Annotated in this window: 14 protein-coding genes, 1 tRNA gene and 1 pseudogene; 6 read left to right on the top strand and 10 right to left on the bottom strand. The window is 65.6% G+C overall.

The annotated features are described in order from the left end of the window. Positions 1-2: 2 nt before the first annotated feature. Positions 3-428 (top strand): terminase small subunit, encoded by a 426-nt coding sequence (locus tag ACFOYU_RS02145; RefSeq protein ID WP_377032244.1) that lies wholly within the window; start codon positions 3-5, stop codon positions 426-428. A gap of 238 nt (positions 429-666) precedes the next feature. Next, the gene (locus ACFOYU_RS02140; RefSeq protein ID WP_377032243.1) at positions 667-1,092 is read left to right on the top strand and encodes a hypothetical protein; all 426 of its coding nucleotides are present in this window, start codon (positions 667-669) and stop codon (positions 1,090-1,092) included. On the opposite strand, the gene ACFOYU_RS02135 is transcribed toward ACFOYU_RS02140, so the two are convergent. Both ACFOYU_RS02135 and ACFOYU_RS02130 read right to left on the bottom strand, forming a co-directional pair. After that, positions 1,089-2,129, bottom strand: a complete 1,041-nt coding sequence (locus ACFOYU_RS02135; RefSeq protein WP_377032242.1) for a hypothetical protein — start codon at positions 2,127-2,129, stop codon at positions 1,089-1,091. The genes ACFOYU_RS02140 and ACFOYU_RS02135 overlap by 4 nt on opposite strands. A gap of 162 nt (positions 2,130-2,291) precedes the next feature. Further along, positions 2,292-2,368 (bottom strand) — tRNA-Arg (locus ACFOYU_RS02130). Between the two features lie 95 nt (positions 2,369-2,463). Here ACFOYU_RS02130 and ACFOYU_RS02125 point away from each other — a divergent pair. Beyond that, on the top strand, positions 2,464-3,294 hold the full coding sequence (locus ACFOYU_RS02125) for a thermonuclease family protein (protein ID WP_226737688.1): 831 nt from the start codon (positions 2,464-2,466) through the stop codon (positions 3,292-3,294). A 6-nt stretch (positions 3,295-3,300) separates the two neighbouring features. Beyond that, on the top strand, positions 3,301-4,740 hold the full coding sequence (locus ACFOYU_RS02120; protein WP_377032241.1) for a M48 family metalloprotease: 1,440 nt from the start codon (positions 3,301-3,303) through the stop codon (positions 4,738-4,740). A gap of 91 nt (positions 4,741-4,831) precedes the next feature. Here ACFOYU_RS02120 and ACFOYU_RS02115 read toward each other — a convergent pair whose 3' ends face one another. The 6 genes from ACFOYU_RS02115 to ACFOYU_RS02090 form a co-directional block, all read right to left on the bottom strand. Beyond that, the gene (locus tag ACFOYU_RS02115) at positions 4,832-5,704 is read right to left on the bottom strand and encodes an RNA polymerase factor sigma-32 (RefSeq protein WP_226737692.1); all 873 of its coding nucleotides are present in this window, start codon (positions 5,702-5,704) and stop codon (positions 4,832-4,834) included. A gap of 174 nt (positions 5,705-5,878) precedes the next feature. After that, a complete protein-coding gene (locus ACFOYU_RS02110; protein WP_226737694.1) occupies positions 5,879-6,469 on the bottom strand; it encodes a CarD family transcriptional regulator in 591 nt (196 codons plus the stop codon). Positions 6,470-6,831: 362 nt separating this feature from the next. Then, positions 6,832-7,170: a ferredoxin FdxA gene (fdxA, locus tag ACFOYU_RS02105; protein WP_226737695.1), complete on the bottom strand. Its 339-nt coding sequence runs from the start codon at positions 7,168-7,170 to the stop codon at positions 6,832-6,834. Positions 7,171-7,222: 52 nt separating this feature from the next. After that, positions 7,223-7,525, bottom strand: a complete 303-nt coding sequence (locus ACFOYU_RS02100) for an RNA-binding S4 domain-containing protein (RefSeq protein ID WP_226737698.1) — start codon at positions 7,523-7,525, stop codon at positions 7,223-7,225. A gap of 13 nt (positions 7,526-7,538) precedes the next feature. After that, the gene (locus ACFOYU_RS02095) at positions 7,539-10,688 is read right to left on the bottom strand and encodes a helicase-related protein (protein WP_377032240.1); all 3,150 of its coding nucleotides are present in this window, start codon (positions 10,686-10,688) and stop codon (positions 7,539-7,541) included. A 201-nt stretch (positions 10,689-10,889) separates the two neighbouring features. After that, a complete protein-coding gene (locus ACFOYU_RS02090) occupies positions 10,890-11,735 on the bottom strand; it encodes a DUF3108 domain-containing protein (protein ID WP_226737701.1) in 846 nt (281 codons plus the stop codon). 210 nt (positions 11,736-11,945) lie between these two features. On the opposite strand from ACFOYU_RS02090, the gene rpmB reads away from it, so the two are divergent. Continuing rightward, positions 11,946-12,236 carry a 50S ribosomal protein L28 gene (gene rpmB / locus ACFOYU_RS02085; RefSeq protein WP_226737703.1) on the top strand — a complete coding sequence of 97 codons (291 nt, stop codon included), beginning with the start codon at positions 11,946-11,948 and terminating at the stop codon, positions 12,234-12,236. A 102-nt stretch (positions 12,237-12,338) separates the two neighbouring features. Further along, positions 12,339-12,971, top strand: a complete 633-nt coding sequence (locus ACFOYU_RS02080; protein WP_377032239.1) for a queuosine precursor transporter — start codon at positions 12,339-12,341, stop codon at positions 12,969-12,971. 79 nt (positions 12,972-13,050) lie between these two features. On the opposite strand, the gene ACFOYU_RS02075 is transcribed toward ACFOYU_RS02080, so the two are convergent. Continuing rightward, the gene (locus ACFOYU_RS02075) at positions 13,051-13,569 is read right to left on the bottom strand and encodes an esterase-like activity of phytase family protein (protein WP_377032486.1); all 519 of its coding nucleotides are present in this window, start codon (positions 13,567-13,569) and stop codon (positions 13,051-13,053) included. A 14-nt stretch (positions 13,570-13,583) separates the two neighbouring features. Continuing rightward, positions 13,584-14,000 (bottom strand): annotated as a pseudogene (locus ACFOYU_RS02070) (esterase-like activity of phytase family protein); the annotation flags it as partial. Between the last annotated feature and the right edge of the window lie 58 nt (positions 14,001-14,058).

Raw genomic sequence — 14,058 nt, 5'->3', positions numbered from 1 at the left:
CCGTGGCCGCCGATGAGAAGAGAAAGCGGTTCGTTCAGGAGTACCTGATCGACCTGAACGGAACCCAGGCCGCCATTCGGGCAGGCTACGCGCGATCAGGGGCTCACACGGAGGCCAATCGCTTGCTGGCGATCCCAGAGGTCAAGGCGATGATCGAGGAGGGACAGAGGAAGATGGCCGAGAAGGCAGAGGTCACGCAGGAGTACGTGATCAGGGAATTGAAGGAGGTTGTCGCCCGCTGCATGGATCGAGACAGCTTCAATCCCAAGGACGCGAACAAGGCCCTGGAGCTTTTGGGTAAGCACATCGGCATGTTCAAGGACGAGCCCTCCTCCGTGATCGCGATCCAGAACAACGTCGGCGGTGAGGTCAAAAGGATCGTCCGCAGGATCGTGTACCCGAAGCAGGAGAGGCAGGACGACGAATGAGTAAGACCACTCTCCCGAAGGAGCTGGAGGAAGGCCTCGAAGATCCAGAGGGCTTCCTGGCCCGTCACCCCTGGATGACCAAGAGAATGGCCGACAGGTTTCGGCGCATGGCGGCCCGATATAAGCGAAGGCGGGCCTGAAAATCAGTCACTGACAGGCTTTCAGGCTCCGGTGGGTCCTACCCTACCCGGAGCTTTTCTTTTACGGTCAGTGGCCCCGCTTACGGCCAAGGTGATCAATGAAGCCCCTCTACCTCATCCCCCTCCTCGCGCTTTCCTCACCTGCGGTCGCTCAGACTTCTGAAGATTATGCCAGGATAGGCCTGAAATCTCACTCAGTCTGGTCATGCTCCATCCTGGCCAGATACGTGGAGGACATCCCAGAAGCAGAGAGGCTTTTCACCCTGGGCTACGATCTCGGAAAGACTTTCGTAGAGGCCATCAAGGCAGGGAAGGTCGCGCGAGAGGACCTGGGCAAGTATCCCCAGATCATGTTCTCGGATCTGGTCGAGGGTCCAAGTACCGATTTCATTCTGGGCCGCATGTACGAGGTCGTCATAAAACGCACAGCCAAAGAGGCGTTCGACACCACCAAGACCTCTGAGGAGCTTAAGGAAAAGGCTTCCGGCATGTCCCAGAGGCAGAACTGCTCCTTCATGGATTAGGAGGGCGGCCTTAGCCACCCCTGAAGATATGCCGCTAGCAATGTGGCTACGATCCCAGCCGTGGCGGAGATCAGCCACGAGACAACTGTTGGTGCTATGTGTGCGAGGAGGCCAGTTGGCTTCGTCCCGAGGTAGATCGCAGCAAACGGAATGTAACGGCTGTGGAGCCAGTTCACGGCGGCAATCAAGGCGAGTACTGCCGCCATCAGAATGGCTCGATCCTGCAAGCTGCCGAGACTGGGCAGGAACACAATCGCCCCGACGAGCAGGAGTTGATTGATACCGAAGCCCAATTTCTTGATATTCGTCGCATAGGTCCGCTCAAACCGTGAAACACTGCGCTTGAGCTTCTCCAACATGCCCAGCACCCAGGCCTCGTCGCCACCCTGGGTCATGACCGTATTCACATGGGGGCCAAACTCAACAGTGACCACTCTATTGAGGCCGCTCGCCTCTGGCTCCTGAATGAAGAGCTTTATGACCGATGCCTGATTCGATCTGAAGGTAGAGTTCCTGAAGTCCGCCAGGAAACGGGACTGTTCGGTATCAGAGGCAACGGTAACAACTACCTGGGCCTTCTTGAAGTCGCGCTGGATCTCATCCGCAATCGCGATGATCTGCTCACGGTCTATTTCGATCGCGCCAAAAGAGTATCGCGCAGTGTGGAGTTGATCTGGGAGCCTCTCAGGCGAGCCAACATCCGCCGACTGGGCTTGATCGTGAGGAAACAGGACAAACGTACCTGCCGAGCCGATGTCGGTCTGCCACTCCCCAGTGAGCTCGCCCTTCGTGTTCAATATTGCCCTTGCCGTGAGGCGTCCGAACTCAAAGCCCTCTATGTGGGTCTGAGGAACTCCCGATAGGAAAAGCACACTGCCGTCGAAGGCTCCCTCGATGGCGTACACCACCACACCCGACGCACGGTCATTAAGATGAAGCGTCCCTGTGAGGGCGGCATCCTCACCCTCCAGCCTCACAAACAGGTTGCCGGTATTCGTCCCGAAGGCACTCCCGGCCCATAGATGCCCCAACGCCATACTCTTCCCCAGGCCGCCCTTTCTTTGGCCGCACCTGTGGATCGCCGATTCGCTACCAAGTCAATGGCCTCGGATATGCGGAGTGAGGCTAAAGTTTACCCCCAGGTTTACCCCTGGAGGCTGTCAAGGTTCGATATGGAGGGGCCAAGCCCTTGATATAATTGGCGATCCCGGGAAGACTCGAACTTCCGACCTTCGGTTTAGGAAACCGCTGCTCTGTCCTGCTGAGCTACGGGACCGCTTGAGCCGAGGAGTAGCACATTTCGCCCACAGGTAAATGGGTGAAGGCGCCGCGACGTGCAATCCCGGCGTGGCCGTTTGAACGGAACAGGCTATGCTGGCCGCGTTCGGGGAGGCTGGATTGCGCGGGTGGGGTGCATTTTTCGCGGCGCTGGCCCTCGCACCCCTTCCGGCCGTCGGGCAGCCGAGCGGCGTCGCGCCCGGACAGGAGCGGCGAACCTGCGAGGTCCGGACGGACCGGATCCGGGAGGTCACGCCGCAGGGCGATCTCGTGCTGGAATCGGGCGGTCCGGCGAAGCTGTCGGGTCTTCGCCTCGCCGAGGACGAGGCCTGGCGCAAGGCGGCCGTGGCCTGGCTGCGGGTGCAGGCCGGAAAGCCCGTCGTCATCGAAGGCCGCTCCGACCGGGATCGTTGGTCGCGCCTGACCGTTGCCGCACGCCTGGCGGAGCCTTCGACTCCGCTCGATCTCGGCGAGGGCCTCGTCGCGGCGGGGCTTGCCATGGCCGATCCGAGCGCAGGGGCGCCCCTCTGCCGAAGCGATCTCCTTGCCGCTGAGGAAAAGGCGCGCCGTCTGAGCCTTGGTCTCTGGAAAGATGACCGCTATAAGCCAATTCATGCAGAGCACATGGACCGTCTGCGGACCCGAATCGGCAGCTTCGTTCTGGTGGAAGGGCGCATCCGCAGCATCGGTGAACGGTCACAACGAATCTATTTGAATTTCGGGGAGCATTGGGCAGAGGATTTCACGATCGTCATACCGAGAAGGACATGGATCCTGATGCGCGGACGCGGCCTCGACGCGGCGGCGCTGAGGGGGCGGCGGATCCGGGCCCGAGGCATTTTGGAGCCTTGGCAAGGAGCGGCTCTTACCCTTGTAATTCCTGAGATGATCGAACGCCTCGCAGGCGAGGGCCTGCCACGCTGAGCGAGCATGAGCGAAACACGTCACTCCACCGGACTTCGAATCGCCAGCGGCGCTGTGCTCGCGGCCCTGCTTTCGGGCTGCGCGGCCCTCGGTCTCGGGGATGCCTCGCTGCCGGCCGATGCGCCCCGCATCATCGGCTCCGAGAGCCCGCGCGACCGGGACCATGAACGCCTGGTCGCCGCCTTCGGCGGCGAGGTCAGGGCGCCGCAGGCCCAGCGCCTTCTCACGGGCATCACCAACCGTCTGGTCATGGCGACCGACCGGCCGGACGAATCGTACCGGGTGACCATCCTGAACTCGCCGGTGGTGAATGCCTTCGCACTGCCCAACGGACGCCTCTACGTCACCCGGGGCCTCCTGGCCCTGGCGAACGACAGCTCCGAGGTGGCTGCCGTGCTCTCCCACGAGATCGCGCACGTCACCCTGCGCCATGCCTCCCAGCGCAACGAGATGCAGGCCCGATCGACCCTGATCAAGCGGGTGACCGAGGACGTGCTGAACGACGCCGAGCAGGCGGCCGTGGTGCAGAGCCAGGCTCGTTCGTCCCTGGCGAGCTTCTCGCGCTCCCAGGAGCTCGAGGCCGACCAGGCCGGCGTGAAGGTTCTGGCGCGGGCCGGGTTCGATCCCTACGGCGCGCCGCGCTTCCTGACGGCGCTCGACCGGTCCGCGACCGCGTCGCGCAGCGACGGTCCGGGGGCGGAGCGGATGACGTCCCATCCCAGCACGGGAGAGCGGATCAACCTCGCGCTCCAGGCGGCCCGGCGCGCCGGCGCTCCCGGCGTCGGAGAAACCGATCGTCTGGACTATCTCGCGGCGATCGACGGAATTCCCTACGGCGACGATCCGGCGGACGGCGTGGTCAAGGGCCGCCGCTTCAGCCATGCCCGCCTCGGGGTGGCCTTCGAGGCTCCGGACGGCTTCACCCTGGAGAATACGTCCGAGGCCGTCCTCGGCGCGTCTCCGGACGGCGGCAGGCGCCTGCTCTTCGACGCGGCCGACACGCCGAGCGGCCAGAGCCTGGAGGAGGTGCTGCGCTCGACCTGGAGCGACACCATCGAGCCCGGCAGCCTGGAGACCACGACCGTCAACGGCCTTCCCGTCGCCACGGCCACCTCCAACGGCAAGGAATGGTCCTTCCGCCTCTCGGCGATCCGGATCGGCAACACGACCTATCGCCTGATCATGGCCGTGCGCGACGGAGCGGGAGATCTGGAAAGCATGTTCCAGAGGACCCTCAACACCGTGCGTCAGGTCAAGCCCGACGAAGCGCGCCAGATCCGGCCGCTGAAGCTGCAGGTCGTGACGGCGCAGGAAGGCGACACGGCGCAGCGGCTCGCCGAGCGCATGCCGGTCGACCGGGCGCTGGAACGGTTCCTGCTGCTGAACGGATTGGAGCGGAACGCCCCCTTGAGAGTCGGGGAGCGCTACAAGGTCGTGGTGGAATAGACGAAAACGAAAGCCCTGGAGGGCCGCGTGCCGGACCGTCCAGGGCTTCAGGATTTCAGGGCGTCGTTCCTCGGGAGGAGCCGAACCGGCCTCAGACGAAGGCGCCGGAGGCCTGCGGATACTTCTCCATCAGGGCGCGCTTGAGCTTCTCCAGAGCCCGGTTCTCGATCTGGCGCACGCGCTCTTTGGAGATGCCGAGCCGGTCGCCGAGGAATTCCAGGGTCACCTGCTCCTCGTCGAGACGGCGGGCGCGCAGGATGCGCAGTTCGCGTTCGTTGAGAACCTCGAGCGCCTGCTGCAGCCAGCGCACGCGGCGCTCGGTGTCGATCACGTCGGTCACGCTCTCGTCCGGCAAGGGGCTGTTGTCCACCAGGAACTCGACCCGCTCGGCCGAATTCGAGGAATCGGCATCGAGAACGGGAGCGTTGAGGGACGTGTCCGGAGCCGAGAGGCGGGCATCCATGAGGGCGACATCCGCGCGGGAGACGCCGATCGCCTCGGCGATCTTCTCATGAACGTCGGAAGCGATGCGCTCCTCGCCGCCCCGGGTCAGGCGGGCGCGCAGGCGGCGCAGGTTGAAGAAAAGAGCCTTCTGAGCGGAACTTGTTCCGCCACGGACAATTGACCAGTTGCGAAGGATGTAGTCCTGCACGGAGGCACGGATCCACCAGGTCGCATAGGTCGAGAAGCGAACTTCGCGTTCGGGCTCGAAACGGGCGGCGGCCTCAAGAAGGCCCACATGGCCCTCCTGCACGAGATCGGCCATCGGCAGCCCATAGTGACGGAAGCGCGCTGCGAGCGCGATCACGAGGCGCATGTGCGCCGCAGTCAATTGGTGAAGCGCAGTCTCGTCCCGGTGTTCCTTCCAGCGCACGGCAAGAAGATGCTCTTCTTCTCTCTCGAGAAAAGGAGCATTCATGGCGGCGCGGACGAACCGGCGACGAACCCCAGAGATTTCTCCCATTGTGTCCTCCCTTGGCAGAGACACAACGAGCGAGGCCGGAAAAAGTTCAGTCCGGAACTGCTGAGTTTGCGGAAATAGATTCCCGGCCCCTGAAAACAAGGGCCGCGCAACAAAAAAGCCCGACGCGACAGCCGGGCTTTTCCATGGGTTTCGGGCCTGAAGGCGGCGCCTGGATCAGGCGGCCTCTTCCTGCAGGTCGTCGCCGTCGACATCCGCATCGCCTTCCGCCTCGGCGCCCTTGGCGCGGCGCGGCGACTTGGCCAGGCTCTGCTCGATGAGCTTCAGGGCCTCGGTGTCGGTGATCTTGTTGACCGCCGCGATCTCGCGGACGACGCGGTCGAGGGCGGATTCATAGAGCTGACGCTCGCTGTAGGACTGCTCGGGCTGAGCCTCGGAGCGGTACAGATCGCGCACGACCTCGGTCACGGCGATCAGGTCGCCGGAATTGATCTTCGCTTCGTATTCCTGGGCGCGGCGCGACCACATGGTGCGCTTCACGCGGGCACGACCGGTCAGAACGTCAAGCGCCTTCTGCACGAGAGCCGGCTCGGCGAGCTTGCGCATGCCGACGCTGGAGGCTTTCGCGGTGGGGACGCGCAGGACCATCTTGTCCTTGTCGAAGGACACCACGAACAGTTCCAGTTTAAAGCCCGCGATCTCTTGCTCTTCCACGGCCGTGATGCGGCCGACGCCGTGAGCGGGATACACAATTGCTTCGCCGGCTTTAAAACCCAGGCGCTGGGCGGACTTCTTGGCGGTCGTCATGCGAGAGAGGCCTCCTTGCATGGTCCTCGCCTCATGGCGAGGGCGCTTGTATTCCATCGGGCAGGGCCCCGGAGGAACGAGAATGAATGGTTGCGGAACTTGACTGTTCCGCTCGACTCCCTGATTAAGCCAGTAGCTAGAAAACGCCCACGACCCATGACATAAGGCGTCGCTTACCTTAGGTCATTGGTCATGCATCATTGATTCATCGTGTGATCAGCCTACCTGCGGGGTCGGCGCACGGAATGGGCGCATGCGACGGCATTGACTGGACCCTATCACAGTCCGCCCGAAAAAGCAAAAATATTTCAGAAACACTGTTAAGAAGGTGCGATTATGCTCAAGCTCGCACCCGAACCGACTTAATCGCCCTCACCCGGATTGGGCGTGAAAAACTTCTCGTACTTGCCCGCCACGCCGTCGAACTCCTTGGCGTCCGGGGGCGCATCCTTCTTCTGGGTGATATTGGGCCAGCTCTTGGCCATGTCGGCATTGAGCTTGAGCCACTGCTCCAGGCCGGGCTCCGCATCCGGCTTGATGGCCTCGGCCGGGCATTCCGGCTCGCAGACGCCGCAATCAATGCACTCGTCGGGGTGGATGACGAGCATGTTCTCGCCCTCGTAGAAACAGTCGACCGGACACACCTCGACGCAGTCCATGTATTTGCACTTGATGCAATTTTCCGTGACGACGTAGGTCATGAACAGTCCTTTGGAGGGTCAGTTCGAGAAAAGAGAGGAGCTCAGCGTCGCTCTAGCGGCTGTCGTCGCCGCTGACAAGCGTTCCGTCGCCAGGCTCCAGGTTCAGGTAGAGCAGCCTTGCTTCCGTTGCAGGGCCGCGCCGCGCCCCGAGATCCTCGACCCGGACCACGAGGGTGGACCGGGCCAGGGCCAGGGTGACCACGTCACCGACGGCCACGGCCTTGGCCGGGCTGTCGATGCGCTGGCCGTTCACCCGGACGAAACCGCTCGCGACGAGCTTGGCCGCGAGCGTCCGGGACTTCGCGAAACGTGCGAACCAGAGCCACTTGTCGAGGCGCTGCCGGTCCTCACGCATGGACCGTCATCGCCTATTTCTTGTCCTCAAGCTGGGCCTTGAGGGCCATCAGCTTGGCGAAGGGCGAGTTCGGGTCGGGCTGCTTATCGCGGCGATCCTGTCCGCCGTCGCGGCGGCCCTCGTGGCGCTTGTCGGGCCGGGGACCACGGCGCTCGTCCGGACGGCCGCCGGCGCGCGGGGGCCGGTTCTGCGGCCTGCCGCCCTCGCCCTGCCCTTCCCGGTGCTCGGGACGGCGATCCGGGCGCGGACCGTGCCGATGCGGACGCTCGCCCGAAGGCTGCTCGCCCTGAGCCTCGCCCTGGCGGGGACGGCGGTCTTGGCGCTCGCCCCGGTTGGGCCGGCCGCGACCGTGGCGGGCCTGTCCGCCCTCGTGCTGACGGCGGCCCTGACGCCACACCTCGATCATCTCGGGCTCTGCCGGCGCGGCGGCCTCACCGGAAGGGGCGCCTTCCTGGCCCTCGGCCGGAGCAGCGGCTTCGGAAGCACCCTCCTGGGCAGCCTCCACGGCCTCGTTGACGCTCGTCGCGCCTTCCGGAGCCTCCGCGGCGACGGCGCCGACCTCCTGCGTGAGGACGGGCCCCTCCTCGTCCGGGGTCTCGCCGGCCGCCGCGGCAGTCTCGCCCTCGGCCGCAGGTGCTTCCGGCCCGCCCTCGGGAGCCGCAGCCGGCGCCTCGGGCGCCTGCGCGAGCGGGGTCGTGATGGCGGGACCCGGACGGCGTTCGGCCACATAGCCCAGCGATTTCAGGATGGTGGCGAAATCCTCGCCGGCGCAGCCCACGAGGGAGGTCATGGATACCGTCGCCACGAAGCCGTCGCCATCCGCCGCGCCCGGAGGGGGCTCGCCGGGGGTCACCCCGGGACGGTAGGTCATGGCCGGACGGATCAGATCCGCCAGGCGCTCCAGGATGTCGACGCGCACCGCCCGTCCGCCGCAGACCCGGAAGCCGGCGGCGCGGTAGAGGCCCGGCGCGATGTCGTGATCGACGGGGATCGAGGTCCGGCCGGACTGGGCCAGATGGGCGATCTCGTCGATGCCCTTCTGCTCGAGGCCGCCGTTCTGCAGCGCCCAGAGCTGCGCCGCCAGGGTGCGGGGCGCGGGCTTCAGCAGCGCCGGCAGGTAAAGGTGATAGGCGCCGAAGCGGATGCCCGCCTTGCGCAGGGCCGCGCGGGCCTCCTGATCGAGGCTGCGCACCTCGTTGAGGACCTTGGAGCGCTCCAGCACGCCCAGCGCCTCGCCGATCTGGAAGGCGATGCCCCGGGCCAGACCCGCGAGCTCCGTGCTCTCCTCCAGCTGCATCAGCGGGCCGAGAAGGCGCACGATATAGGCCTTGAGCCAGGCGCGCAGGCGATTCTCGACCTTGTCGCGGGCCGGCCCCGTCAGCTGCTCGTCGGAGAGGATGCGCAGGCGGGGCTCGAAGAGCTTGTCGCCGGGCTCCAGCTTCGCGACCGGATCGCCCATCCAGCGGATGGTGCCGTCGTTCGAGAGCACGAGCGTGGTGTCGGGCGTCTCGGCGAACCGGTCGGCCCGCGCCTCGATTTCTCCGGCCAGCGCCTTGCTTGCCGCGTTCCGCAGGGTCTTGGCCTCCGCCGTGTCGGCCTGGGGGTCAGGCACGAAATGGAAGCCGTGCAGGTGACCGATGTGCTGACCCTCGACCGTGACATCGCCGGAGGTCGTAATTTCCGCTTCGAGCATCGTGTTCTCTCTCAAGCGCCGCATGAGAACGCTGGTTCGCCTGTCGACAAAGCGCTGGGCGAGACGTTCATGGAGCGCGTCCGATAGCTTGTCCTCTACCTGACGCGCAACACCCTGCCAATGCTCAGGATCCTTCAACCAGTCGGGACGGTTAGCGACGAAGGACCAAGTCCGGACCTGTGCTATCCGATTGGAGAGGGTGTCGATATCGCCGTCCGTACGGTCCATGGCCGACAAATGCCGGGAAAACCAGTCCGCCGGAACGGCGCCGTCCTTCATCAGGAAACGATAGATCTGTCCCACGAGATCCGCATGGGTCTGCGGGGACACTTTTCTGTAATCGGGCACCTGGCACACCTGCCAGAGCCGCTCGACTGCGACCTTGGAGCGCGCGAAGGCCTGGATGTCGTCGTCCCGCGCCAGCACTTCGAGCGCCGCCACGTCCTCGCCCATGGGCGCCCGCACGAGGCCGAACTCGCGCGGCTGCTCCCCCAGGGAATCGCGCAGGCGCCCCAGGGTGGAGAAATCGAGGTCGGGATTGCGCCATTGCAGGATGCGCAGCGGATCGAAGGTGTGATTCTCCAGCGCCTCGACGGTTTCCGCATCGAAAGGCGGGCAGCGGCCGGTGGTGCCGAAGGTGCCGTCGCGCATGTGGCGGCCGGCGCGGCCGGCGATCTGGGCCAGTTCCGGATTGTAGAGCTTCCGGAAGCGGAAGCCGTCGTATTTCTTGTCGGACGCGAAGGCCACGTGGTCCACGTCGAGATTGAGCCCCATGCCGACGGCGTCCGTGGCGATCAGATAATCCACGTCGCCGTTCTGGTAGAGCTCGACCTGCGCATTGCGGGTGCGGGGCGAGAGCGCCCCCAGGACGACCGCCGCGCCTCCGCTCTGGCGCCGGATCAGCTCCGCGATGGCATAGACCTCCTCGGCCGAGAAGGCCACGATGGCGCTGCGGCGGGGCAGGCGCGACACCTTCTTCTCGCCCGCGAAGGTGAGTTTCGAGAGCCTCGGCCGGGTGATCACGTGGACGCCGGGGATGAGCGTCTCGATCAGGGGCCGCATGGTGTTGGACCCGATGAGCAGGGTCTCCTCGCGTCCGCGCTGGTTCAGGAGGCGGTCCGTGAAGACGTGGCCCCGGTCGAGGTCGCTGGCGAGCTGGATCTCGTCCACGGCCACGAAGGCGAGGTCGAGGTCCCGCGGCATGGCCTCGACGGTCGAAATCCAGTAGCGCGGCCGGTCCGGCTTGATCTTCTCCTCGCCGGTCACGAGGGCCACGTTGTGGGCGCCGGCCTTCTCCACCACGCGCTGATACACCTCGCGGGCGAGCAGGCGCAGCGGCAGGCCGATCATGCCGCTCTCGTGGCCGAGCATCCGCTCGATGGCGAGGTGGGTCTTGCCGGTATTCGTCGGGCCGAGCACGGCTGTTACGCCGCGCGAGCGTATTTGCGGGGGAAGGGAACGGCGGGCCATGCCTGATTTCAGAGTGCGGGTTCGTCCCGGAAACGAGAACGAGGGATTTCGGAACCGCGGGTCGGCATCGGCTCGGGCTGCCCCTCTCGACGATAGCAACCCGGCGCGGGCCGAGCTGCAGGCTCGACCCTTATATGGTGTTTCAAACGGGAATCACCACAGCCGGAACGAATTTCCGCTGAACTTTAAGGCTTTTCGTCCTCAGGGCCGCAGGGAGGTCGGCACGACCTTCGCGCCCCCGTCCACCGACCAGCTTGAGGCTTCGACCACGCTCATACCGATCATGGTGCGCACGGCGACCCGCACCGGGAAGAGCAGGCGCTGCCCCTCGACGGGAGCAAGCCAGACCGACATGTCCCGGTTGTCCTGCATGAACTTGGTGGAGGGGCGCAGGGAGCGGTGGCCGGAAATCGGCACGTAACGGGCGTTGCAGACCAGGACAGGGCCCGAATAGCCAGGAAGCTCCACATCCTTGGTCTCGGCATAGCTGAGAACCACGTCGAACCGGGCGGCGCCGTCGAAGACCGGAAGGGTGCGGTTGCAGTTGGCGGACGACATCAGGTTCCCCGATGCGACCGCCGGCATGAGAAGGGCGCTGACCGGATCGACCACCCCCTTCTTGTCGCCGTCCTTGACCGGAACCCGGTCGGGCTTCTCGTCTATGGGCGGGTCGATGTCCACCGCCGCCACATTGCCACCGGTCAGGCCCATCCGGACCGTCCGCTGGTCGCTGGAGGAGCGGGAGGTCACGGCGAAGCTCGCGGGCTGAGGCTGCGAGCCCGCGATGGTGCCGGAGGCCGTGGCCACTCCCTTGCCGCCCGTGAGCATCCGGGCCAGGCCGGAGAGCTTCACGGCCGCCTGCATCTTGTATTTCGAGCCGTCGAAGGACGAGGACAGGTCGGCCTTCCCGAGCGGCAGGCCGATGAGGGAGACGTCGTACTCCACCTTGAGGGTCTGCGCCTCGCCGGGGGTGCCGATGCCGACAAGGGCCAGAGTCATGAATGCGGAGGCGATGAGGCGCATGGGGCTTTCCTGGAGGAGTGTCATGTCACATCATATGGGAATCAGTCCATATCGTGACCACGATGTTGCAAAAAATCGAGATGCGGCACCCTGCTATTCTTGACGCGGGGCCCTGTTTCGGCCTATAGGCTCGCACCTTCCAAGGACTTTTGGTGTCCGGCCACGCGGGATCTGCGCTGAAGCAAACCCGCGAGATTTGAGGCCGCGACCCCTCGATACAATAGGATTGAACCCATGTCGCGCCGTTGCGAACTGACCGGCAAGGCCGTGCTGAGTGGCCACCTGGTGAGCCACTCGAACCGCAAGACGAAGCGGAAGTTCCTGCCGAACCTCTGCAACGTCACGCTCCAGTCCGACACCCTGCAGCGCTCCGTGCGCCTGCGCGTGTCCGCCAATGCGCTGCGCTCGGTCGAGCACCGCGGCGGCCTCGACGCCTTCCTGGCCAAGGCCAAGGCGGACGAGCTGTCGTCGAACGCTCTCACGATCAAGCGCGAGATCGAGAAGAAGCTCGCTGCCGCGAGCTAATCTCGAACCGCACAAGCTCTGCGCTGCGGGCGGCCTCACAGCCGCCCGTTTTGCGTTGGCTGCGAGGCTTGGCCGTTTCGGGCCGAACCGGAGGCTCTGGAGATGACCGTGAAGACGAAGATCAACCGCCGCGACTTCACGATCGCGCTCGCGGCCATGACCGTTGTCGTGCTCTCGTCCAATATCCTGGTCCAGTATCCGTTCACCCATATGGGGCTGGGCGACTACCTGACCTGGGGCGCCTTCACCTATCCCTTCTCCTTCCTGGTCACCGACCTGTCCAACCGGCGCTTCGGACAGCAGGGCGCGCGCCGGGTCGTCTATGCCGGTTTCGTGCTGGCCGTGATCCTCTCGGTCGTCCTCGCCACCCCGCGCATCGCCATGGCCTCGGGCATGGCCTTCCTGGCGGCCCAGCTCCTCGACATCCGCATCTTCGCGGGCCTGCGGGACAAGGCCTGGTGGCTTCCGCCCTTCGTGTCGTCCGTGATCTCGTCCGCCCTCGACACGGCGATCTTCTTCTCCTTCGCCTTCTATTGCGGCGTCGTGCCGGGCCTCGGCCTGACGATCAGCGACGCCCTGGGCACCTTCGGCATCGCCGATCAATGCATCGCCCTGCCCTGGGTCAGCCTGGCCGTGGCCGATTACGGGGTGAAGCTCGGGCTCGCAGCCCTGTCCATCGCACCCTACGGCGCAATCCTGGCGCTCATGCAGCACCGGCCCCGTCGGGCGGCGTGACGGCCCGAAGACGAAGACCTGCATTCTCGAGAGGCGCTCCCTGGAGCGCCTCTTTCTTTGTGGGCCCGGCGTCCGTGTCTCAGCCCACGAGAGCGAATTCGAGCAGGATCGTCCGCTGAAACGGGCTGAAATTGTCGTCGGAGATCAGGGTCAGGATCGTCTCTCCGCCCTCGCGGTGCACCGAGAGACCTTCCATGTTGTCGATCTGCAGCGAGGCGTCGCTCTCGAAGATGACGGGACCGTCCACCAGAGCCCCGGGCCTGATCGCGTCCCGGGCGACCCGGCGCAGCCGGATGGAGAAGGCCCCGAGGAGGGAAAAGCGCCGGTCGAGGAGCAGCATGTCGCCATCGGGCAGGAAGGCGAGATCGGCGATCTCGTAGCCGTTGGAGCGAACCACCTCGAACGCCCCCTGCCGAGGTCCCGTGAGGATGAAGCCCCTCGTGGGGGCCTCGTCCCCCCTCGCCGCCCGCTCCGCAACGGCCACGATGGCGCCGGAAAGGGGCGAGCGCGGCGGGGCGATGCCGATGGCCTCGAGCCCCCGGTTTCCGGGAAGGTCCTTGAGCTCCTCGGGCACGGGAACGGGCCGCCCCCGCTCCAGGCCGCCCTTTCATCCCAGTCGAAGCGGATGACGTCGTGGGAGCGCTCCACGCCAACGAAGGCCGTCCTGCCGGAAACGGCGAGGCTTTCCGTGTCGTAGAAGCGCGACTCCGCCAGGGGCTTGCCTCCTTCGAGCCGCAGGGGGGCGAGCACGGCGTCGGACAGGCCGGAGAGCCGCCCTTCCGAGGTTTCGACCTGTGCCTGCAGCCAATGGGCATGGTCGGCCACGGCCACGAGGCGGCGCCCGTCGGGCGAGCGCCAGAGAGCCGAGAATCCGCCGAAGGCGGGATTGGGGGATTGGAGATCCAGGCCCGACCGGAATTCCAGGGCGCCGAAGCGGGACCGGTCGAGGCTGGAGACGGAAAGACGGTCGATCGGCGTCGCCGTGACCGTGATCGCGGTGGCCTCTGTGAGCGGCGCCGGCCGCGGCACCAGCGCGGCGCCGAAGCCGGCGGCGATCGTGGTCGCGGTGAGGGCGCCGCCGCCGATC

The sequence above is a fragment of the Microvirga sp. GCM10011540 genome (assembly GCF_042650665.1).
Taxonomy (GTDB): Bacteria; Pseudomonadota; Alphaproteobacteria; order Rhizobiales; family Beijerinckiaceae; genus Microvirga; species Microvirga lenta.
Note: the sequence above shows the minus strand (reverse complement) of the source record. Positions and strands in the feature narration are given on the sequence as shown.